A 21,494-nucleotide genomic window follows, 5' to 3' on the forward strand; every position below is an offset into this window, starting at 1 on the left:
TAACAACCATTTAATGAAAACACTTTTAAAATTCTTTGCCGCCGTTGTCGGTTTGTTTTTAGCCATAGGCCCGGTAAGTACCGTGTTAGCCCAAACCTTAAATATTTCGGCGGGTAGCGCCACTGGCCTAGCGGTAGGTAGCCTGGTAGTATTGGCTTCGCCGGTTTTCCGGATGGCCGTATTGCCCAATGTTTTCCGGGCCGATGTTACCCCTGAAATATGGGTTAGCTACATAATGGAACGGTTCTGGAAAGATAATTTATTTATCAAACATGCCTTTTCGGATGATGATAAAGTAATCGGCGGTAAAATTGTGCATATCCCGCAGCCTGGTGCTTTGCCTACCGTGGTTAAAAACCGTACTTCTTTTCCGGCTGCTACCGTTCGCCGGTCAGATACCGATGTGGTTTACGTTTTAGATGAATATTCTACCGACCCGACCCACATTCAGGATGCCGAAAAAGTAGAATTAAGCTACGACAAAATTGATAGCGTGCTGGGTGACCACCTGGGCGTAATTACCGAAACTGCCGGCGATGATATGATCCTGAAATGGTTAAATAACATTCCGGCCGGTAATATTTTGCGCACCACAGGTGCCGGCGCTGCCGCTACCTTGGTAGGTGCTACCGGTAACCGGAAAGTATTTACCCACGATGATTTGCGCAAGGCCAAATTGGCCATGGATTTGCAAAAAGCCCCTAAAACGGACCGTTACGCTTTGTTAGATTCTAACATGGCCGACCAGCTTTTCCAAAGCTTAAGTAATACCCAGTATCGCGACTTCTCGCAGTATGCCGATGCTACTACCGGTGTAATTGGCAAGCTGTACGGCTTTAACATTATGGACCGTACCAATGTGGCGGCAGCTTCCAGCGCTTTAGCTATTAAGGCTTTGGGTTCGGCTAATGCCACTACTGACCATGCCGTATCTATGTGCTGGCAGAAAAATGCGGTAGCCCGTGCCCTGGGCGAAGTGAAGTTCTTTGAAAAAATTAACGACCCGCAATTCTACGGCGATGTTTATTCTAGCTTACTCCGTGCTGGTGGTCGCCGCCGCCGCGAAGATAACGCGGGCGTGGTAGCCATTGTCCAGGACACTGCTTCCTAGTAATGAAAGATAATTTCCTGAGGCTCCTAAAGAGCTTCGAATACCACAGTACCACCGACTGGCTTTGTAGCCTCGCCCCCAGTGCAAAATACAACTTAACGGTTGTAGGTGCGGGGCTCAGCATAGCCGCCACCATTGTGGACAAGGTATTCGGCCTAAGCGGCGCGGCTTTCTTGGGCTTCCTGGTTATTATGTTCTTTGAATTGTTTAGCGGTATTGCGGCCAGTGTACTGGTTAAAAAGGAAAATTTTACCAGCCGCCGTATTTCCCGCTTTTCATTTAAATGTACTTGTTACCTGGTACTTATTTCGGTGCCTTACGTGTTTTCGCAAAGTTTTAAAGCCCACGACAGCAATATAGCCGGGGCAGTTTGCGAATGGCTCCACATCTTTTTTACGATTCACATTCTGGTAGAAAACCTTACTTCTATCCTGGAAAATATGGCCGTGATTTCCGGCAAAGATAAAACCCACTGGATTAGCAAAATACAAACCAAGCTTAACAGCCTCTTTCCGTGAGAAACATCAAATACATTGTAGTGCATTGCACGGCTACACCGGCCAGTACTACCGTCGAAAGTATCCAAAATTACTGGCGCAACGAACTAGGCTGGAAAAATCCTGGCTACCACAAAATTATTAAGCCCAGCGGCGAAATAATTCAGTTAGCACCCGACGAAAAAGTGTGCAACGGCGTGGCCGGCTATAATTCTGAGGCTTTGCATGTTTCTTACATTGGCGGGGTAGATAAGCAAAAAAAGGCCCTGGATACCCGCACTCCTTTGCAGCATAAAGCTTTACGCCAGGTAGTAAAAAACTGGAAAGAAAAATACCCCGAGGCCCTTGTACTGGGGCACCGCGATTTCCCGAAGGTGAATAAAGATTGCCCTAGTTTTGATGCCCGTAAATGGTGGGCGCTGGTAGGCTTAATGTTGCTTTTTTTAATTACCAGTTGCGCCGCCAGCAAAAGCACTACTAAAACCGAAACCGAAGTAGAAGTAAAAGAAAAGGCAACGGTTAAAGTTAAAACGAAGGAAAACCGCCAAACCGAAACGGTTACTTACGGCGATACTTTAAAAAGCCAAAGTTTTATACCCGCTGCCGGCACCCATCCGGAGCCGGTAATTATGGAAAGTGGCGGCTTAAAAGTTCGAATGTACTTCCGGCCCATTTTCGACGATCGAAGTTTGCTACTGGGTTACCAGGTGCAAACCCAGGCCCTGGCCAAACCCACGGCTAAAACCACAGAAAAATTTAATACCACAACCGATACCAATACCCAGAAAAGCACCCAAACAGAGGCCACGTTGACCGAGAAAAAAAAAGAAACCAAGGGCTCGAAGAAAACCTGGCTTCTATTGGGTGCCGGCCTGGCCCTATTGCTACTCCTGCTTTTGGCGGTGCTTATCTGGTGGTTAAAGAGAAAAGCTAAAATTATATTTTAAATGAAATATTCTGATACCCTAAAAGACCTTTTTGCCACGCACCCCAAAGTAGATAAATTCTATTTTACCAGCGATGGCCAGGCGTTTATAGAAAAGCATCATGCCGATGCCCACGCACCAACGCTGGAAGAAAAGACAGTAACACCCGCCAGTCGGGCAGTTTTTGAGCAAGTAGAAGCCATGCGGGAAAAACTAGCAACTAATGCTGGTACCGGCGAGAACCAAACTACTGTAACCCCACCCGCGCCTAAAGCTGCGGTAAAAAAAGAAAAGGTTAAAAAAGCTAAAGCTGCTCCGGCACCTGCACCCGCTCCTAAGCCTGTAGCGCCGGTGGTACCAGCGGCCGAAGCGCCAGCTCTAACCCAGGAACCCGAAAATAATCCCGAAACGCAACAATAATTAAAGTGAATATACCTGGTGTAACTATTACCCTGGCCAACGGCCAGATTGGCGGCGCTCCTACTACCACCGACCGGGTAGTAGGTTTAATCGGTACCGGCTCCGGCTTAGCGGATGCGGTCGATTTATTAATGCCTTTCCGGATTGTATCGCTGGTCGATGCCATGGCCCAAGGCTTTACCGAAGCCGCGGAACCCTATTTGTACCGGCACTTGAAAGAATTTTACGACATAGCCCCTATAGGCAGTAAGATTTACGTGATGGCGGTGAGCAATGCTACCAGCCTGGCTGCTATCCTGGATAAAACCAATGTAAACGGTGCCGCCGTTAAGCTGCTCAATTTTGCAGCCGGCGAAATAAAAGTATTAGGCGTGGTACGGGAACCGGACGAAGAATACGTGCCAGCCACACCACAATTTATTGATAGTGATGCCATAGCTGCTTTGGTTAACGCCAAAACGCTGGTACAAGAATACTTTAATGGTTTTAAGCCTTTCCGGGTTTTAATCGGGGCGCGGGTACATGATGTAGCCAACAGCACTTTGTACAATCCGGGTGCCCAAAGTAACAACGCCGCCGCCCTTGTGGTGGGTGGTACCTTGCCCGATGGCTCCCCATCGGTGGGCCTGGTGCTGGGTAAAGTATCTTCTACGCCGGTACACCGCAACATTGGCCGGGTAAAAGATGGTGCCTTACCGGTTACCACCATGTACATCGGCAATAAGAAAATAGATGATTATGCGGGTATTGTATCGCTAATCGCTAACCGGTTCTTAACCTTTGTTACTTACCCGCAAAAAGCCGGCTACTTTATCAGTGATGATCCGATGGCCACGACCATGGCCGATGATTACCGCTTTTTGGTGAATTGCCGGGTTATTGATAAAGCTGCGGTTATAGCCTACCATACCTACCTCGAAGAGTTGAAAGATGATGTAGACCTGGACGAAAAAGGAGCCATTGCCGAGGTGAATATTAAGCACCTGGAAGCGGTGGTTATCAATAATCTGATGCTGGCCATGAGCGACAGCATAAGCGGAGAACCGAAAGTTTACATTAACCCGGCGCAAAATTTAGCAGCCGGTAGTAAACTCCAGGTGCAATTACGCCTGGTACCAAAAGGCTATTTGCGCGAAATAAATGTAGAACTAGGATTTTCCAATCCGGCAAACTAATAAGGAGAGCTAAATAATGCAGTTTAACTCACAAGAATGCGCCTGGGCCGATATGTCGGTAAAAGTTTTTGATAGTGTTGTCAGAGGCATCCGGGGTATCCGCTATAAAAAAGAAGTAGAAAAAGAAGCGGTATACGCAGCCGGTAGCGAGCCTATTAGCATTCAGCACGGCAATAAAAAATACGACGGTTCGATGAAGCTGCTTAAAAACCAGCTTGATTTAATGAATGCCGCCGCCAGAAAAGCCGGCTTCGAAGATATTACCGAAGTGCCCGCCCAACTGGTTATCATTACCGTGCACTACAAACCCGCTGTAGGCCGGCCTTCCCAAACCGACATTTTAAAAGGGGTAAGTTTTGGTGCCTTTGAAAAAGGTATGGACCAAAACGCCAAATTCATGGAAATAGATTTACCTATCCTGTTTTTGGGCTTGTCTCAATCCTAAAATCTAAAGCTAAAAATTAAGTGGCAGAAAACACGAAACCCAAAACAGCGGCAGAAATAACGCCCGAAATGATTGCCGCCTGGAAAGCAGCGCAGCCCAAAGGAGTGGTTTTTGAATTGGTGATAGAAGATAAAAAAGGCTATCTGCGCAAACCCAACCGCAACGATATGAAATACGCCTTAACCGCCATGGGTGCGGGGGGCGAACTGGCCATGGTAGAAGCGGTTCTGGAAGAAATCTGGCTGGGTGGCGACGAAGAAATTTTAAACGATGATGATTATTTCTTAGCGGCTACCATGCAAGTAAAGGACTTGCTAAATGTTAAAGACGGCCAATTAAAAAAGTTATAGACGAAGCATCGGGAAACGAAAATGACAACTGGATAGGCTACATCGATACCATGTTTGCCTATTATCTGCCCGGCGTTGATCCTTCGTCTTTGAGCGATGAGCGCTGGGCAGAAATGTATAAACAATTACTGGATATAAGAAAAAAAGAATCTAAGAGTGGCTAGTATAGTAGAGTTTTTGGTAAAAATAAAGGATATGGCTTCCGGCCCGTTCGGCAAAATTGCTGCGGCTGGTAAAAATTCCTTTAGCTCACTAGAACGCAATGTAAACAGCTTTTCGGCCAAATTTAACCGGCTGGGTATGTCTATTCAGGACATAGATAAAAAGCTGGACCAACTACGCCGCACCCGCGAAATAAGCGTGGATAGCCGCCAGGTACGCCGGGCTAACCAGGAAATTTCCGAACTGGAGCGCCGCAAAGCGCGGCTCGAAGGCAACGGCAGCGGTGGCGGTTTTGGCCGGTTAATTGGTACCAGCCTGGCCATGGCAGGTATTGCCGGAGGCTTAGGAATTGCCGGAGGGATAGCGGGAGCTGGCATGCAGCGCGAAGCTACCAACATGCGCTTCGAGGTAATGGCAGGTAAAGAGCAGGGCGGTGCCCTCTCCAAAAACCTGATAAACTTTGCCGAGAAAAGCATATATGGGAACGAAGTTTTCCAGGATGCCCAAACCATGATGGCTTTTGGCATTGGCGCTAAGGATGTAATGCCCAACCTTAAAATGCTGGGCGATGTGGCCATGGGCGATGTAAACCGGCTGAAAATGCTTACGCTGGCTTTTAGCCAGGTAAGAGCAGGCGGAAAACTGACCGGGCAAGATTTACTCCAGTTTGTAAATGCCGGTTTTAATCCGCTCCAGGAAATAGCCGCCAAAACCGGTAAATCATTAGCCACATTAAAGGATGAAGTTTCGGACGGTAAAATTTCTTTCCAAGCAGTAGCCGGCGCTTTTGCCCGCGCTACCGGTGCGGGTGGCCGCTTTTACCAAATGACCGAAAAATTAAATAAAACGGCGTTTGGCCAATGGCAGGCGCTTAAAGGTTCGGTAGAAGGTTTAGCCGCCTCTTTAGGTACCAAACTGCTGCCGGTTATTTCGGAGCTGGTAGGTTGGGGCCAATTCCTGGTTGATAATACCCACTGGGTTTACGGTATGGCTGCCGCCTGGGGAGCTTATGCCCTGAGTGTTAAACTGGCGGCTTTTGCTACATCTGGCCTAACGATAACGCAATGGCTCTTTAACATTGCTGCCGCTGCCAACCCCTGGGGGCTCTTAATTGCCGGCTTGGTTTTGTTGGCTACCTGGTTGCACCACGTCGTACAAAAATATGGCGGCTGGCTGGTGGTTTTAGATGCCTCCTGGCAAACGGTAAAATCATTTGCAGTAAACATTAAAACCGCCTTTTTAGATGCCTTCCAGGAAATAAGTTACTGGGTAGAAATGGGCATTCTGCGGGTTAAGCAGTTTAAGCAGTTTCTTGCTGGCGGTTCTAAAACGGCAACGGTACAAATTACTGCCCTAGAAATAAACCGCGAAAAACAACGCAAACAAAATATGGCCGAAATGGCCGAAGCTTCCCAAAATTCTAGTTACGCCTGGGACCGGGTAATGTGGAATAAAAAAACGGGCAAGTCAGCGGATAAAATTGCTGGTGCAAGCGCTGGAGCTGGGGCCAATGGCCTGGGTGGTGTACCGGCCTCGATGGAAGATACGAACAAAGGTATTACTGGGGGCGGTGTACGCAACCTAACCATTAACCTGGGCAAGTTCCTGGATAATATTACTATCCAAACCACTAACCTGGAGGCTGGCGTTGATGAAATAGAAGAAAAAATCACGGAAATGTTTTTAAGAATTACCAATTCCGGGCAATCCATGGCATCCAACTAATTAAATGAAAGAGGCAGTTATCTACGATTTAAAGGATATTTTTCAGCAGGTCTATGGTTACAAACCCATGGAAGTGCCGGGCTTTCCGAGTGATAGCGCCCCGGAAAATCCCCACCAGATACAAGCTAATACCCAGAAACGATCCACTTTCAACGGCACGGCTATTTACGGCATGGCCGATTTAATTGGCCGGGAAGTTTTTCTGCCGGTTACCATCCAAGCAGCCGGAGTAGATTATGATTTTCCGTTTAGTGTAATTGGTATCCGGGGTAAAAAGACCTTAGTAGAAACCCCTATGGTTGAGCGCCGGGGCTCAGTTAAAGAGCTTATTAGCGTAGATGACTGGCAAATTACCATTAAAGGTTTTTTGATAGATGAGTTTAACCAATTCCCAGATGTGCAGCTATTCCGGCTAAAGCAATTGTTTTTACACAATGAACCGGTGCGGCTAAAGTGCGCCCTGACTGATTTATTCCTGGAAGATAATGACTTTGTAGTAATTAAAGATTTAAATATTCCGGAGCAGGGCAAAGTAATTGGCGTGCGCGATTTTACCATGTCCCTGGTATCGGATAGCATTTTAACCCTTACAGTAGATTAATGTTTCGGCTCCGGAGCTATACGACCATTGGTAAATATTCTTTTCGGGGTGGGCTAAATGAGGTAGTAATCCGCAAAAATGTGCAAACCATAATGGATACCGCTACCCTTAAAATGCCTTCGCTGAGCCGGATATTAAACGATGATAGTACCGTGCCGCAAAGCAGTGTGGAAACGGGTATGTTGTTTCGGGAAGGCGACCCGGTAACGGTAATATTAGGCTATAACAAAAATCTGAATACCGAATTTGTCGGTTTTGTACGGCGGGTAAATTTTGGTACGCCCGTAACCATCGACTTGGAGGGCTACGCCTGGCTGCTCCGGAAAAAAAATGTAGTGGCTAGCTGGAAAAAAGTAAAGCTGCGCCAGGTGCTCGAAAAAGTTACCAACGGCACCGATATAAAGCTTAGCAACTTTATACCAGATGTGAACTTAACCAACCTAACCATTAATAACCAGAATGGTTTGCAAGTGCTGGAGTGGTTAAAGGAAAAGCTGCTTTTAACGGTTTATTTCAACGGTCCGGAATTATACGCTGGCTTAGAAGAAGGCTTACCCAAACCATCGGTTAAGTACCGCTTAGGCTGGAATGTAATTAAAGATGATAATTTAAGATACCGGCTCGCCGATGATAACCTGGTGCGGGTCCGGATTGTGAAAAAGCTTAAAAAAGGCGAGCAAATTTTATTTGAAAGTGGCGATAAAAACGGCGAAGTAATTAAACGCGAAGTGCCAAACTGGCAAGAAACCGATAAGCTGAAAAAAATAGCCGATAAGGTATTGCAAGAAAAAAAGTTTACGGGCTTTGAAGGTAAGATAACCGCTTTTCTGGAACCGTACTGCGAACCCAGCTATAAAGCCATGATAGAAGATACCCGGTACCCAGAGCGGAGCGGCTCTTATTTTGTGGCTAGTACCGAAGTGAAATTTGGCGTACGGGGTGCCCGGCGCTTGGTAGAATTAACCCGGCGTTTAGATGGATAAATTAAGCAAAGCGCGGGCGGCTCTCCTGGCACTGGCCGCTAAAGTGGGGCCGGCATCTTTGCTGGAAGGAACAGTAGTAGAAGTAAACGCCGCCGATTACCTGGCCGATGTGGAGCTGGAGCCTGAGGTAATTCTTTTTGAATGCCGGTTGCGGGCCGTGGTTAGTGGTAACCAAAGCATCGATTTATTACCCAAAGTAGGCAGCAAAGTTGTTTTAGCCCGGCTTGATGATGATGATTACCTGGTGCTGGCCTGCGACGAAATAGAGAATTATAAAATTACCACCGGCCAAACTACCATTGAGGCAGATACAGCCGGCATAAACATTAGCAAGGGTAACGAGAGCCTAAAAGGCATTTTAAGCACCCTGATTGACGAAATTTTAAAGATTTACGCGCCCATGAATGCGCCCGGCTTTGTGGCCATAAAAAACAGACTGGAAACCCTTTTTAAATAATGGCCTTAGCTACCACCGCCTTTAAAAACGATTTAAAAGAAGCTTTTAAAGCTGCTCGTAACCCGGATGATACCGAAGAAGAAGCGCTGGAAAGATTCTGCGATAAAATGGCCACGGCGCTGGAGAAATATATTAAAACGGCCAAAGTTGCTTACACTACCGGTTTGGTGGCGGGTAATGTGCCAGTGACGGGTACCCTAACGCATACTATCCAATGAGAGATATAAAACTAACCGCCGATTTAGACCTGGAGATTAAGGATGGTGATTTTGTAGTGGATGAAAGCACCGGCCAGCACCAGCAAAGTTTATTACTAGCCGAAAAGGGCAGTTTTAAACAATACCCCTTAGTAGGCGTGGGCATAGCTACTTATTTAAAAGATGAAAATACCGGCGACTTACTCCGGGAAATCCGGCTTCAGTTTAGCCGCGATGGTATGCAGGTTAACCAGTTGGGCTTTGTAAATGGAAAGTTAAAAGTTGATGCTGCTTATGCCGGAAATTAAAATACAACGGGGGCAAAACTTATTAGATGTGGCCCTGGCCAGTGCCGGCAGCCTGGAAGATTTATTTAACCTGGCTAACCTAAATAACCTGGTTATTACCGCTGAGCTAAACCCCGGCGAAATAATTTTAATTACCGGCCAGACCAATTACAAAGAAAGCAGCGCCGTGGTAATTCCGGTGCGGGTGAGCCGCCAAGTAACGGTAATGAACGGCCAAACGCTTTTAGATTTGGCTATTCAGGAAACCGGCAGCTTAATGGGCCTATTTGACTTAGCCCTGTTAAATAATTTGCCGGTTACCTACGACCTGACCGAAGGCAACCAACTGAAATACCCCAGCCTGGCAACCGATAGGATTATCCGGAAAGCTTACCAGGACAACGGCTGGAAACCGGCCAGCGCCAAAACCAAGCCAGGGCCAAAATTCCCGCCGCCAAAGTTGGAGGGTATCGATTACTGGATTTTGGAAGAAGATTTTGTAGTGCAATAAAATGGCAAGAACAATAGACGAAATATATCAGCAGATTATTACCGCTAAAAACAGCAAGCCGGAACTGGATAGCTTAAGCAGTACCAGTAAGGTGGCTATTTATAATACGTGGGCCTACATTACCGCCGTGGTAATCTGGACCCTGGAAAACCTGTTTGATTTGCACAAAAAAGAAATTGATGATGCGCTGGCTTTGCTAAAACCCCATAGTCCGCGCTGGTACCGCCAAAAAGCTTTAGCGTTTCAGTTTGGCCAGAACCTGGTACCCGAAACTGACCGCTACGATAATACTGGCCTAACCGAAGAACAAATAGAAGCCCGCAAAATTGTAAAGTATTCGGCGGTAACCGAGATAGAGGGCAAAGTAAGAATTAAAGTGGCTACCGAAGCAGATGGGGAGCCGGCCCCGCTGGAGCCCACGCAGGTAGCAGCCTTTCGGGATTATATTGCCCAACTAAAAGATGCCGGGGTGCGGGTTGTTACCGATAGTTTGCCGCCCGATTCTTTGTACCTGGTAATTGATGTTTGGTATAACCCGCTGGTGCTTTCGGCAGACGGTGCCCGCATAGATGGGGCCGATTTAAGCCCGGTTAAAACGGCTATTAAAAACTATTTAAAAAGCTTGCCTTTTAACGGCGAGTACGCCAATACCCGGTTAGTAGATGCTATCCAGGCTGTAGACGGTGTGGTTTACCCGAATATTAAAACCGCCCAAGCCAAATACGGTTTATTTCCTTTTTCGCAAATAGATGAAAAATACATTCCGGATGCCGGCTACCTGGAGGTTACCGATGCCAATTTAAAAATTACTTACCGGGAGTATGTATAACATCGATTTTGAAAAATTAATCTTGTGGCTTTTGCCCGACTTTTGGCGCAAGCCCCGGCATTATGCCTGGCTGCTGGCGCTGTGTAAGCCGGTTATCTGGTTGCATGAATGTTTTTTAAAGCAGCGTAAAGCCAATTTATATCGGGTAAACCACAGCGGGCAGGTGTTTAGCCTTCAAAAAGTATTAAACGACCGCTTCGACCAGGTAGAGCGCCGCATTTATATAGCCGATGGCTTTTCTTATAACCGGTTGTACATCTACACCCGGCAGGAAGATAAACCCAAATACCTAAAACTGTTTTTACGCAACCGGAGCGACTATGCCGATACCGGCGTGGATTTCCTAGTATGGGTGCCCACTGGGGTTTTTATCTCGCCTTCCGAAACTTACGAAATGCGGGCCTTAATTGATTTTTATAAGCTTGCTGGCAAGCGTTACCGAATTTATAGAATATGAATAGCATTGATTTTACCCAGCCCAATGGCTTCCCGCTCGACCAGGATATTTTAGCATTTATGCAAAACGCTATTTTCCTAAGCGCCGGCACCGCCGCGCTGGGTGGTACTAACTATATTTTGCGGGGTTGTGAGCAATCCGGCCAAAATATTGGCAACGGCCTGGTAGTTATTGCCGGCGAAATATTGCCATTTGTGGGTGGTGCCCTCCAAGAAAAAGTAATAATACTGGAAACCTTCGAGGCCATTACTTACGAAGATGGGCAGACCCTGCCGAGCCTCCGCAGCAAAGTGGCCACTTTTGGCGATGATGGGGTAACCGATTTGCTTTGGACTGCTTTTAAGCGCAATACCGCCGAGGGCGTACTGGCCCGACTAGAGCGACTGGAGCGGATTTCCGCGCCATTTATGCCCGTTACCGACACCCAAACCAATACCCAGCACCGGGGCGGCATGGTGCTCTGGAAAAAGCCGGCTAACCTTATCCCGCCTGGTTGGCAGGAGGTAGTAGACTGGCGCGGCCGGTTGCCGATGGGTTACGATCCTGTAGATTTTAAATTTAACGAAGTGGGTTATAATGGTGGGGCTAAGGAAAAAGTGATTAACCAATCGAATTTACCGACTGTGCTTAATGTAAAAGTTACTCAGTACAACGAAACTGGTAATGGCTTTATGGCCAGTGGTGGTAATGCTTCTGAAGGCGATGCCAACATACAAATTAAGAATGCGGGCGGTGGCCAGGCATTAGATGTTTTAAACCCTTACCGGGTGGTAATTTTTATTGAGTATATCGGCGAATAATGGCATCCCGCAGTCAGCTTAGGCAATGGTTTCAGACCGGCGATAAGCCCACCCAGCAACAGTTTTACGAGTTTTTTGAAAGCTTCTGGCATAAAACAGATGATGAGCTGCCTATTGCGGCCATTAAAAATTTATCTACTGTTTTAAGCCAGAAAGTTAGCAAAGAATATGTAGACCAGCTTTTTGTTGCCTTAGGTCAGCCATACATCAACTGGGATGCCGAAACCAACTTTCAGCCGGGTTTACCCGCTTTTATTAAAGTATACAATGCCCAATTAAAAAGCCATGTATTGTATTTGCGCACGGCGGTACCCTTGCCTGGCATTGCCCCTTATTTGGCTCCGGCTACCGATACGGATCATGTTTATTACGAGCCGGTGGGAGGCTCAGGCAATGGTGGCAGCTCCGGCACCACGCCTACCCAGGAAGAAAAAATAAGTTTTACACCGGCAGACCTTGTAGCCGGAGTACTGACTTTGCCGCACCTAGCAGTAAGTATACCGGTGGTAAATTTTACGTTACCGCTCCGGTCTGGTATTGATTATACCGTAGGCCCTTACCCGACAAATAAAATAACCTTCCATATTACCGATTGGGATTTAGAAGATTCCGGCGAAATAGTTTACTACCGCAACCTGAATGTTCAGGCTCCTGGAGGGGGCTCTATTTTTATACCAGCTAATTGGATGGGTGCTGGAAATCCGGAGTTTACCGATGCCGAAGCTGGTTTAAAATGGCTTTTAGAAAAAACTTTCACCATATAATTAAATGAGACTTTTTAATGCCCCGCTAGTTAACGACCTGTTAATTACAGACTACATTACCATTGGTAGACAAAATGAAAATTATCCAGATGGCAAAATCTTCATGGTTGGCGTACCTGATTTTATTAATGCGTTAGCTCAACTGATGGGAAATGCTAACCAATTCCCAACTGTAAGTTTAAGCCCAAATGATTCCCTGCTTAACACAAACGAAGCCTTAATTTTAACTGCTACTGCTGCCGATGCGGATGGAACAATAAGTAAGGTAGAAATTTATGAAGGGCCAACCTTGTTGTCTACCAAAAATAGCGCACCCTGGACGCATTCCATTGCAAATCCAATAGCTGGCAACCGTTCTTTTACCGCAAAAGCCTACGATAACAACAATGCTGTTACAACCTCCAATATTGTAACCGTTACAGTTACTCAACCTTTGCCGGATTTGGGTATTGCAGAGGTTGTTTTATGGGCTTTCCCCCAAAGCAATGGGTCCGGATTAAGTCCGCGTAATTCTCCTACAGTTTTAAACAATTTCCAATCTGCATATAATACCCTTAACCCACAAGTTAAGACCTATAATCGCTTGACCGGGAAAGTAGAAATATACGAACAGGGGGTAACCGCGAACAGCATAAACGACCGCTTGTGGAATGGTTCTTATATAGTACCTGGGCCAGCGGCCCCGAGTATAGGCAGCGATTATTCCTATGCTGAAAGCTACCTAGCAGACCCCACGAATAACGGAAAAACTCTTTTTATTTTGAAACCCTGGATTGGGTTAGCGCCAGGTGAAACAGCAAACACCAATTCAACCACAACTACGGATTGGATAAATATCTATTACCCAAAACTGAAAGAGGATTGGGATAATATGAAGGCTGAAATTTTAGCAATGGGCTTTTCAGAGGTGATAACCAAAAAAGCCTTTTGTGATTTGGGCGAGGGCAACCATGCCGCTGGAACACAAAATGTCTATAAGGCAGAGCTTCTTCAATTATTTAGCATGGCCGAAGCTGATGGCATGATTCAAGAGGGCACAGAACGATATTTGATGGCTAAACAGCCTGTGCAATACGCTCCTATTCTTGCATTGCAGCATGAAATAGTTACTGAAAACACAAACATTGGATTGTTAGAGGTAGCCAATCCATCGTTCTATGATGGGGTGCATTATGAACAAGCATCTATGCTTAATATTGGTATTCTGCAATACAACACAAACGGAGCGGCTCCACTTTTACAAACAGCTTTTACCCGTGCTGAAAATGAGTATAGTAGCGCGAATCAAATAGTGCTTTCTTTTGACAAATTTATGCGCTTACCACAAATATCAGCATCAGATATTGTTTTAAATCCTGCTAACACATATACAGGCGTAACGGTAAGTGGTAAAGAAATCACGCTTAGTTTTTCCAATCCATTCCCTGTTTCCGATTACCCAATAATTTTAACTATATTAAATAATAAGATTAAGGATTATTCCGGAACGCCCGCTGCTAACCTGGCAAATCTTCAAATTAACAATTGGATAGGCAACTTAATGCCAACCTGGACCATTGTACCCATGCTTCCCAAATGGGATTTGGTAAACCGAAATAATTTCTGGCGTACGGATATTCGGAATGATGTAAATGGGAATGGCGCCATGTTAGGATTTAAATTAGTGGCTGGCGCCGCTGGCGGTTTAGCACAGCATTACGCTAAACCGACCTATGCAGGGTTCGTTGGCTTTAAAACAGTAGATGCTTATCAAAACGGAATAAAATTGCCGGGTAGCAACTTGTGGCCATTTGGCTTTTTTATCGATGGTTTCGGCCGACTAACACAAGTACAACCAGTAGAACCGTACGCTTCTGTTTTGAAAAATGCGGTTCTAGGGAATTATTATCGTGCTTGGATAGATTCTAACGGTGTTTCAACAATTGGCGAATCTTCCGACATGGTTAACTGGGCATTAATTCATACTGGACCTGTTTTGTCTGGTGAAAAATACGGTATCTATGATATGGTTGGGGCTGATTTTGCAGTAATGCAATTTGTTCAGCAAAAAGGATTAACCGCGTACAATGTACCCGTTCAAACCGAGCCACCAGCGGGCAGTGGTGAAACCGCGCCCCTTATTTTTACAACAACGCTGAACCTTCAACAAAACCCGCCCAACACTTGGATAATTCAAAATAACGCTGGCCCTAATTTTAACGTTGCGAAAGGAGTAACCAGTAAAAAGCTAGCTGGCAGCAATGGCCGAATCTATTGTAATGGCACCTCCCGCGAGGTTGTATTAATGCTAAGTAATTCTGCTTTAAATTCCGGTTATACCGCTGCTGTTGGCGCTGGATTTTATTTAAATGGAGTAGGTACTCTAATTTGGTATGATAACCAAGGTTATGGAACAGTTACCGAAACTCATTATAACTACTATAGTTTGGTTTTAGATAATAGAGTTCCCGCTTTAGAGGTTAGCAATGACCTTAACACTTGGACAAGAATATTTGATAATTTTGATTTTATTCAAGAAGAAGGAGAAGAGTTATTTGCACTTTGTGATATTAAGGGCGATGAAACGGGCAAATTAGTTAATCCAATGGGCTTTAATTTTGTATAGGCTTTTTATATTTACCTTATGAAAATACTTAGATTAATCTTATTACTGGTGCTTTTTTCTTGCAACCAAAAGACCAACGAAACCGCAGACCCTAAAGGGAATTTAGCCGCTATGAATCGTGCTAAAATTGTCTCGTTCATTGATACAACTAATAATCTTACAGGTAAAGAATACAAGGTTTTAATTGTAGGGAATAGCCTTACATTGCACTCGATAGCACCAGGGATAGGATGGAACAAACTAAGCGGTATGGCGGCTAGTTCTATGAGTAAAGATTTTGCACATCTTCTATTTGTAAAAATAGAAAGCAAATTGAAGCGGAAGGTTAAATTAAGAATAACTAATTTATCTGAATGGGAGCGCAATTATGAAATGCAACCAAAGCTTGATTCGGCTTTAACTACTTTTGAAGCTGATGTGGCTATATTCCAATTAGGTGAGAATGTGTCGTTGAGCGACCCAGATGTATTTATAAATAAGTATACCGATTTAATTAATCAATTTAAAGGTTCTAAAATTATTTGTTTGCCTTTTTTCCCAGATTCAAAAAAAAATTTAGCTATAAAGCAGGTAGCAGAAAATACCGGGGCTAAGTTGGCAAACTTATCTAAATTCACTGAACCGATTAATCTAGCCAAAAACGATAATCCTGATCCTCTTTGGTCCAACCCTGGCATTGGCATTCATCCTGGTGATGTGGGAATGAGCAATATAGCTAGCGAAATTTTTACTGTCTTAAACCCCTTATTGAAATAGAAATAAGCCCAACCTGGGCTTGTTTTATATAGTTAAGCATACAGTTTTTTCTTAATAATGAGTAACCTTGCACCTCTTCCTACGCTAGCACGTGTTGGCAAAAAACACCTAAAACAAGAGGTCGTTTTTGAAATCGAAAACAACTCCGAAAACCCTAATGACCCTGTTATTCAGCAGGTGGCTACTAATGCCGCCAATGCTGCTACCTCGGCTCAGCAAGCTGCTACTAGCGCTCAAACCGCCCAAACTGCTGCTACTACCTCTGCCAATGCTGCCACCGCTGCTAATACTGCCGCACAGGAGGCCCAAACCGCAGCAACCACCGCAGCTAACCAAGTAACAGCCGCCAATACTGCTGCCCAAAATGCGCAAACCTCTGCCAGTAACAGTGCCGCCAGTGCTGCCACTGCCGCCGAGCAGGCCACTGCTGCCAACACCGCTGCCCAGCAAGCAGCCCAGCAAAGCAGTACCCCGCAGCCTGGCAGTATTACCGAAGACATGTTTGCACCGGATGTAATTCTTAAACTTAATACCGAAGGTCTAGCTGTTAGCACCAACGCAGCGAACACCCTGGGTTATACTTCTTATGCTCAGTTGGAGGCCATACCTAATGCAGAACGTATTGAAAACCGCAATTATCAAATAAATAACGGGCCTTCGGAGTTTCCTTCTTCTTACCGCAACATTAAGCGGCCAGCCTATGCCCGTAACCCGTCATCCGGAACCATACCAACCTATCTGTATAACGCGACCGATGGTAAAAAATATATTCTTACCCAAATTGCCGATGTTAATACGGCAAAGGCCCGGTTTTATGTGGCTACGGCTGACAGCCCTACTGTATATGCTGTAGACCCTACTTCACCGCTATTAAGTGCTGAGCAAATACCTGGGTTAAGTTTCAACAGCAATAATGCCGGCTATTATTTTAAAGCCCTGCCGGCTACATTAGGAAGCCCTACCGATAATTTTTTGTGCTGGAAGAAACTACCTGGGTTTGACCAGCAGCAAGAGCAAACTACCTATTTAAATGTACAGGAATATGGCGTAAAGGCAGGCGAAGGAATAGACAATGCCGAGGCTTTTAAACTTCTTAATGCCCGGATGTTCGGGTACAACAAAGGCAAATTTGTTTTAACCGATTGGCCGAAAGGCATAGTACAGACTTCCTGGAATAATTTAATAGTTGGAGTAGAGCACATAGAATTGATTGGTTATGGTACCTCGCTGCAAAACCTTTCTGGCGAACCGCTGTATCATCCTGGTTTTATTGATTCGGAAGTACAGTACAGCCAGATTCCTGATTACCTTATTAAAACAGTGGCAGCCGGCAGTAAAACAATTGAGTTTAAAAATATCGCTGAAGCTATAAATGTAAAAGCGGGTGATTATTTATTCTTGGAAGGATTCGACCAATTGTTCTATGGCTTCCCGACTACACCCCGGTACCACTCGTTTGCTACAATCGATAAAGTAGATTCAGCTACCAAAGTTGTTACACTTACAGCCCCGATTGAGTTTAGTTTAAACGATGCCTGGCGCGATACACCTGGCAGCTCCGGGAAAACACCATGTGGTAAACCTAGGCTCTACAACATCAGCAACCGGACCATACCAGCACTAAAAACCATAAGAATGGCAGGGTTTACCATGCTCCCGCGCCCGGATGGTACCCAGTCCCAGGGTTATGCAAATACCATATTCTCTTTACGCCCCACGGTATATGGCTTACTGGAAGATATTTACGCGCCTAAAATTACACTCCAGGTTACCATGAGCAATATAGTAGACATTCGACGGTCTACTTTTAAAGACAGTGAACCCGATAAAATGAGCAACCACCTAACCCTCGAAGATTCAGTAATTATCGATGGTATGGGAGGGGCTACCGGTTTTCATAAACTTACGCTTCGTCGTTTAAAAGTTGGCTCTTATGTTAATGTTAGCCCTAAGATTTTAGAAGTAGATGGCTGCCATTTTATTAATGGCACCGGCGATCATAACCTTTATGGTCAGGTAGAAGGTTGTAAAGTGGATTTGGTAACGATTAAAGACACCCAGTTCACCAATACCGCACCGGCCAATATACGCCCTATTGGCCACGTAAATTTTGGAGGTGGACCTAGCTTAACCGTGGGCGCTGTAGGGCCAGGTGGCTCTATACTTATTGCCGATAACACCAACGACGAAAACAGTGCCACGCTCCGTTTATTTAAATCTATTGGTAAGGGTACCCGGTTATTTAAGCGCGATGGTAGTAACGCCGGCGTGATAACGGACATTATCGGCTACACCGATGGAAGTAATGTAAAGTGGTGGCAGATACAGGGCACCTGGTCTACCCCGGCTGTAGGCGAGATATACTATTATTATGTAGCTCAGCAGGTAATTGATTTGGGTGGTAATACGAGCACCTCCGGATTGCCGGTTTTCAACCCCTTAACAGATTTACAATTTAACGCTGTAGATAAAAAGTCTAATGGCCTAAACCGCACGGTTATTACCCTTAAAGATTTGCGCTGGTTTTACCAGGATGGTAGCAGCTCCGGCATTATTAACGGCATGGTGCAGTCCATTACCGTAATGGTTCGCCGCCCTTACAAAGGCACCAGCGCCAACGCTAGACTGGTATTGGAAAAAGACACCAACGGTACCAAAACTACCTTTGCCGATATAAGCCTCAAGAATGCGGGTTACACCCGCTATACCCCCGATACCCACCCTAATATGCAGGGGTATTTCGAGAAAATGTTGGTAAGTGTACTTGGTACTATTCCGGGTAACACGGGGCAATGGATAGGCGCTTTCGGTACCACCGATGCTAATGTTATGCCGCACTTTACTGTAGTTGTTGAGTGGGTCGCAATTGTCGAATAAGATACTATACCAACAAGCAAACTAATATAGCCCAGCCAATCAGCGCCCAAGCAATTACTTTAGGATTAGGGTTTTCTTCCATATTTAAATTTAATCTTTACTCTAAAACTTTCAACCTTAATTAAAAAAATTATGCTAAACAAATTATTAAAAGGAGCGCTGGCAGGCGTTCCAAAATCTATCTGGTGGTTAATGCTAAGCTGGCTTATTGTGGCCTTAGTAGAAAACGGCGGTAATGATGGTCAATTCGAAATGTCCTCTATTGTTATATTTATTTTAGGCGTGCTGGTTGCTGGTTTCGCTATTTTCTGGAATAACCGCAATGCTGTTTAAATTATTCCAATTATGCTTTTCTTTGTTGCCAGTAATACTTTATCCTTTGTTAGCCGCTCGGAAAGATTATTTCCAAATAGAGGCAAACGGCGTATGGGATAGCTTAAAGAAAACATTTCACCAGGTTAATGTTTATATCCGCATTCTGATATTTGGGTGCTTAGGCTTACTCGCCTTTCAGAATGTATATGTTCTGGTGTCTTATTGGTTATTGGCCAGTGCAGCTTTTTGGGTATTATTTGATAGGCGGCTTAATAAATATCGCGGCTTACCTTTAAATTATGTTGGGCAAACCAGCGATTTAGATGTAATTATCAGGAACTTTGGAGCAAAGCATAATAAACAGCCCGAACGAATAGCGGCCAGCTTTAAGCTAATTTGTTTGTTGTTTTCGGTGCTCGTTTTTGTAGCCGCTAACTACTTAAAAGGTATTTAAAACCGTATTAAAAGGGCATAGATAACAATTAAAAATACAAAAAAATAGCTTCACATCAAAGCATTTAAATGGAAAATCTCAGCTAAAAAACTGAGATTTTTTTGATTTTTGTTAAAAAATGGACATTTTGATTTTTAAATCCGGACATCTGGATTTTTTGATATTATTAGGAACATTCATGGCCTTATTGCCCATAAATCCGTGGCCCAAGACAATATCAGGTTTGCCATCGGCATTTAAATCAGCTACATCTAAAGTGGTTGCCTTGGTAAAATTTAGTTTGGCTGGAAGGGCAAAAGGTTCAAAATCTAAGTGGCCATTATTCTCTAAATAAATAAAGCCTTCTTCTGGTTGTTGATTATCCGTAAAAAAGCCAATCGAGGCAATATCTAAATCTCCATCCTGGTCAAAATCGCAAGCCATGGCTTTCATACACCCATTTACCGGGAAAAAATATTTTTGGGTAAATTTATTCTGCCCGTTATTCAGGAAAATATATACTCCCTGATAAGGCTTTAACTGACCAATACCATCACCTCGGTCGCCACAGGTATACAGAATATCCGGGAAACCATCGTGGTTAAAATCTTGTAGTTCGAAGGAAGTAGAGCCGTAAGTGGGCGGGAATTGCAATACCTGCTGCTGGCTAAAGTGGCCGTTTCCGTGGTTAATAAATAAACAAATGGTTTCTTCGCCCTGGGCAAACTGCGCCCAAATATCTGGGCGACCATCGTGGTTAACATCCGTTATTATAGCCTTGGTTGCTCCGGGTATAGCCCGGATATTGTGCCGGATATATTTACCATTGCCTTGATTTTCCATCCAAAGCAAAGAGCCAAACATATTCCCGAATTCGCACACCAGGTAATCTTTTCTGTTATCGCCGTTAATATCTACGCTGGTAATTTGCAGAGGCCGCGCCAGACTGTCGAATAATATATCTGTAGCAGCTTGTAGTTTGCCGCGTTGGTTTATCTGTAGCTGAATGGGCTGGCCCAGTTTAGCATTATTTCCAAAGAGGTCGGTGCCTATTTTACAGGCTACTAAAGTATTCCCGGCGAAATGTATATTTACCAAGGGGCCGTTGGTTTGGAGGGAATCTAAAAGCTGTAATTTATTATTTAAAAGATAAAGCGTGTTGCTGCTGGACCGGTTTACAAACAACCGGTGGGGATTTACAGAAGTATCAATTTTTACGTAAGAAGCTGTGTTGCCTGGCCGGAAAAACATAGGTTGCGGCAACTCAACCGAAAAAAAAGGCAGTGTTCTTTTTATTTTTTTCGGTCTTTTTTGTAGAGGCAAAGCTGCCGGGGCACTTACCGTATAATAATCAATAATGTGCTGCCAATCGGCGTTGCTCATGGCTGGCTCTGCCGGGTAAACACTTTGGTCAACATCGGTAAAGATGGGATAGCCTTTGCCCTGGTAATAATAAATGCCTAAGCGTGGCGCCATCATAGCCAGAGCAGCCGGCCAGTTTTCTTTGTCTAATAAATTAGGATTGGGCAACAAATGACAAGATTGGCAATGTTGAGTGGCCAAAACCCGGCCCCGATCCACACTTAAAGCAAGCTCATTGGTGTAAAGGTTAGTTTTTTCTTCTTGGGCGGAGTGATGTACTTTATTTATAGCGGACGTTTTTAAACACAGGTAAATTATCGTGCACAATAGCAACAATGCTAATCCGCCGAAAATGAATAGTTTGCCTCTTACAAGCTTCGGGTTAGATTTCTTTTTCTGAACAAGAGTCATTAAAAATGTATATGCTATTCCTTTCCTGTGGGGCCCTG

At 44.8% G+C, this 21,494-nt stretch carries 24 protein-coding genes; 23 read left to right on the forward strand and 1 reads right to left on the reverse strand.

Features of this window, described 5'->3' with window-relative positions; translation table 11 throughout:
• Positions 1 to 13 precede the first annotated feature (13 nt).
• The 23 genes from ACO1R6_RS13685 (at position 14) to ACO1R6_RS13795 (ending at position 19,704) form a co-directional block, all read left to right on the forward strand.
• Entirely contained in the window at positions 14 to 1,111 is a 1,098-nt protein-coding gene (locus tag ACO1R6_RS13685; protein WP_486265430.1) for a major capsid protein, read from the forward strand.
• 2 nt (positions 1,112 to 1,113) lie between these two features.
• Entirely contained in the window at positions 1,114 to 1,629 is a 516-nt protein-coding gene (locus ACO1R6_RS13690) for a phage holin family protein (protein WP_486265431.1), read from the forward strand.
• A complete protein-coding gene (locus ACO1R6_RS13695; RefSeq protein WP_486265432.1) occupies positions 1,626 to 2,555 on the forward strand; it encodes an N-acetylmuramoyl-L-alanine amidase in 930 nt (309 codons plus the stop codon). The genes ACO1R6_RS13690 and ACO1R6_RS13695 overlap by 4 nt, the downstream gene beginning before the upstream one ends.
• On the forward strand, positions 2,556 to 2,954 hold the full coding sequence (locus ACO1R6_RS13700; protein WP_486265433.1) for a hypothetical protein: 399 nt from the start codon (positions 2,556 to 2,558) through the stop codon (positions 2,952 to 2,954).
• 5 nt (positions 2,955 to 2,959) lie between these two features.
• Complete coding sequence (locus ACO1R6_RS13705) at positions 2,960 to 4,129, forward strand: DUF2586 family protein (protein WP_486265434.1); 1,170 nt, start codon at positions 2,960 to 2,962, stop codon at positions 4,127 to 4,129.
• Between the two features lie 16 nt (positions 4,130 to 4,145).
• On the forward strand, positions 4,146 to 4,574 hold the full coding sequence (locus ACO1R6_RS13710) for a hypothetical protein (RefSeq protein WP_486265435.1): 429 nt from the start codon (positions 4,146 to 4,148) through the stop codon (positions 4,572 to 4,574).
• Between the two features lie 20 nt (positions 4,575 to 4,594).
• Complete coding sequence (locus ACO1R6_RS13715; RefSeq protein ID WP_486265436.1) at positions 4,595 to 4,924, forward strand: hypothetical protein; 330 nt, start codon at positions 4,595 to 4,597, stop codon at positions 4,922 to 4,924.
• 156 nt (positions 4,925 to 5,080) lie between these two features.
• Entirely contained in the window at positions 5,081 to 6,811 is a 1,731-nt protein-coding gene (locus ACO1R6_RS13720; RefSeq protein WP_486265437.1) for a tape measure protein, read from the forward strand.
• A gap of 4 nt (positions 6,812 to 6,815) precedes the next feature.
• On the forward strand, positions 6,816 to 7,412 hold the full coding sequence (locus ACO1R6_RS13725; protein ID WP_486265439.1) for a DUF6046 domain-containing protein: 597 nt from the start codon (positions 6,816 to 6,818) through the stop codon (positions 7,410 to 7,412).
• Positions 7,412 to 8,395: a hypothetical protein gene (locus ACO1R6_RS13730; protein WP_486265440.1), complete on the forward strand. Its 984-nt coding sequence runs from the start codon at positions 7,412 to 7,414 to the stop codon at positions 8,393 to 8,395. Before ACO1R6_RS13725 ends, ACO1R6_RS13730 begins: the two co-directional genes overlap by 1 nt.
• Positions 8,388 to 8,852: a hypothetical protein gene (locus ACO1R6_RS13735; RefSeq protein ID WP_486265441.1), complete on the forward strand. Its 465-nt coding sequence runs from the start codon at positions 8,388 to 8,390 to the stop codon at positions 8,850 to 8,852. The genes ACO1R6_RS13730 and ACO1R6_RS13735 overlap by 8 nt, the downstream gene beginning before the upstream one ends.
• Positions 8,852 to 9,070, forward strand: a complete 219-nt coding sequence (locus ACO1R6_RS13740; protein ID WP_486265442.1) for a hypothetical protein — start codon at positions 8,852 to 8,854, stop codon at positions 9,068 to 9,070. Before ACO1R6_RS13735 ends, ACO1R6_RS13740 begins: the two co-directional genes overlap by 1 nt.
• Positions 9,067 to 9,357 (forward strand): hypothetical protein, encoded by a 291-nt coding sequence (locus ACO1R6_RS13745; protein WP_486265443.1) that lies wholly within the window; start codon positions 9,067 to 9,069, stop codon positions 9,355 to 9,357. The genes ACO1R6_RS13740 and ACO1R6_RS13745 overlap by 4 nt, the downstream gene beginning before the upstream one ends.
• A complete protein-coding gene (locus ACO1R6_RS13750) occupies positions 9,344 to 9,847 on the forward strand; it encodes a hypothetical protein (protein ID WP_486265444.1) in 504 nt (167 codons plus the stop codon). Before ACO1R6_RS13745 ends, ACO1R6_RS13750 begins: the two co-directional genes overlap by 14 nt.
• A gap of 1 nt (position 9,848) precedes the next feature.
• Positions 9,849 to 10,676, forward strand: a complete 828-nt coding sequence (locus tag ACO1R6_RS13755; protein ID WP_486265446.1) for a hypothetical protein — start codon at positions 9,849 to 9,851, stop codon at positions 10,674 to 10,676.
• Positions 10,669 to 11,133: a hypothetical protein gene (locus ACO1R6_RS13760; RefSeq protein ID WP_486265447.1), complete on the forward strand. Its 465-nt coding sequence runs from the start codon at positions 10,669 to 10,671 to the stop codon at positions 11,131 to 11,133. Before ACO1R6_RS13755 ends, ACO1R6_RS13760 begins: the two co-directional genes overlap by 8 nt.
• Positions 11,130 to 11,933, forward strand: coding sequence for a hypothetical protein (locus tag ACO1R6_RS13765; protein WP_486265448.1), 804 nt, complete (start codon positions 11,130 to 11,132; stop codon positions 11,931 to 11,933). Before ACO1R6_RS13760 ends, ACO1R6_RS13765 begins: the two co-directional genes overlap by 4 nt.
• The gene (locus ACO1R6_RS13770) at positions 11,933 to 12,697 is read left to right on the forward strand and encodes a hypothetical protein (protein ID WP_486265449.1); all 765 of its coding nucleotides are present in this window, start codon (positions 11,933 to 11,935) and stop codon (positions 12,695 to 12,697) included. The genes ACO1R6_RS13765 and ACO1R6_RS13770 overlap by 1 nt, the downstream gene beginning before the upstream one ends.
• A 4-nt stretch (positions 12,698 to 12,701) precedes the next feature.
• Entirely contained in the window at positions 12,702 to 15,302 is a 2,601-nt protein-coding gene (locus ACO1R6_RS13775; protein WP_486265450.1) for an Ig-like domain-containing protein, read from the forward strand.
• Positions 15,303 to 15,320: 18 nt separating this feature from the next.
• The gene (locus tag ACO1R6_RS13780; RefSeq protein WP_486265451.1) at positions 15,321 to 16,058 is read left to right on the forward strand and encodes an SGNH/GDSL hydrolase family protein; all 738 of its coding nucleotides are present in this window, start codon (positions 15,321 to 15,323) and stop codon (positions 16,056 to 16,058) included.
• Between the two features lie 57 nt (positions 16,059 to 16,115).
• Complete coding sequence (locus ACO1R6_RS13785; protein ID WP_486265452.1) at positions 16,116 to 18,935, forward strand: hypothetical protein; 2,820 nt, start codon at positions 16,116 to 16,118, stop codon at positions 18,933 to 18,935.
• A gap of 132 nt (positions 18,936 to 19,067) precedes the next feature.
• The gene (locus ACO1R6_RS13790; RefSeq protein WP_486265453.1) at positions 19,068 to 19,268 is read left to right on the forward strand and encodes a hypothetical protein; all 201 of its coding nucleotides are present in this window, start codon (positions 19,068 to 19,070) and stop codon (positions 19,266 to 19,268) included.
• A gap of 25 nt (positions 19,269 to 19,293) precedes the next feature.
• Positions 19,294 to 19,704, forward strand: a complete 411-nt coding sequence (locus tag ACO1R6_RS13795; protein ID WP_486265454.1) for a hypothetical protein — start codon at positions 19,294 to 19,296, stop codon at positions 19,702 to 19,704.
• A gap of 111 nt (positions 19,705 to 19,815) precedes the next feature.
• Here the strand turns inward: ACO1R6_RS13795 and ACO1R6_RS13800 are convergent, their stop codons facing one another.
• Positions 19,816 to 21,372 carry an FG-GAP repeat domain-containing protein gene (locus tag ACO1R6_RS13800; RefSeq protein ID WP_486265455.1) on the reverse strand — a complete coding sequence of 519 codons (1,557 nt, stop codon included), beginning with the start codon at positions 21,370 to 21,372 and terminating at the stop codon, positions 19,816 to 19,818.
• Positions 21,373 to 21,494: the final 122 nt, after the last annotated feature.

The organism is Adhaeribacter sp. (assembly GCF_057359045.1).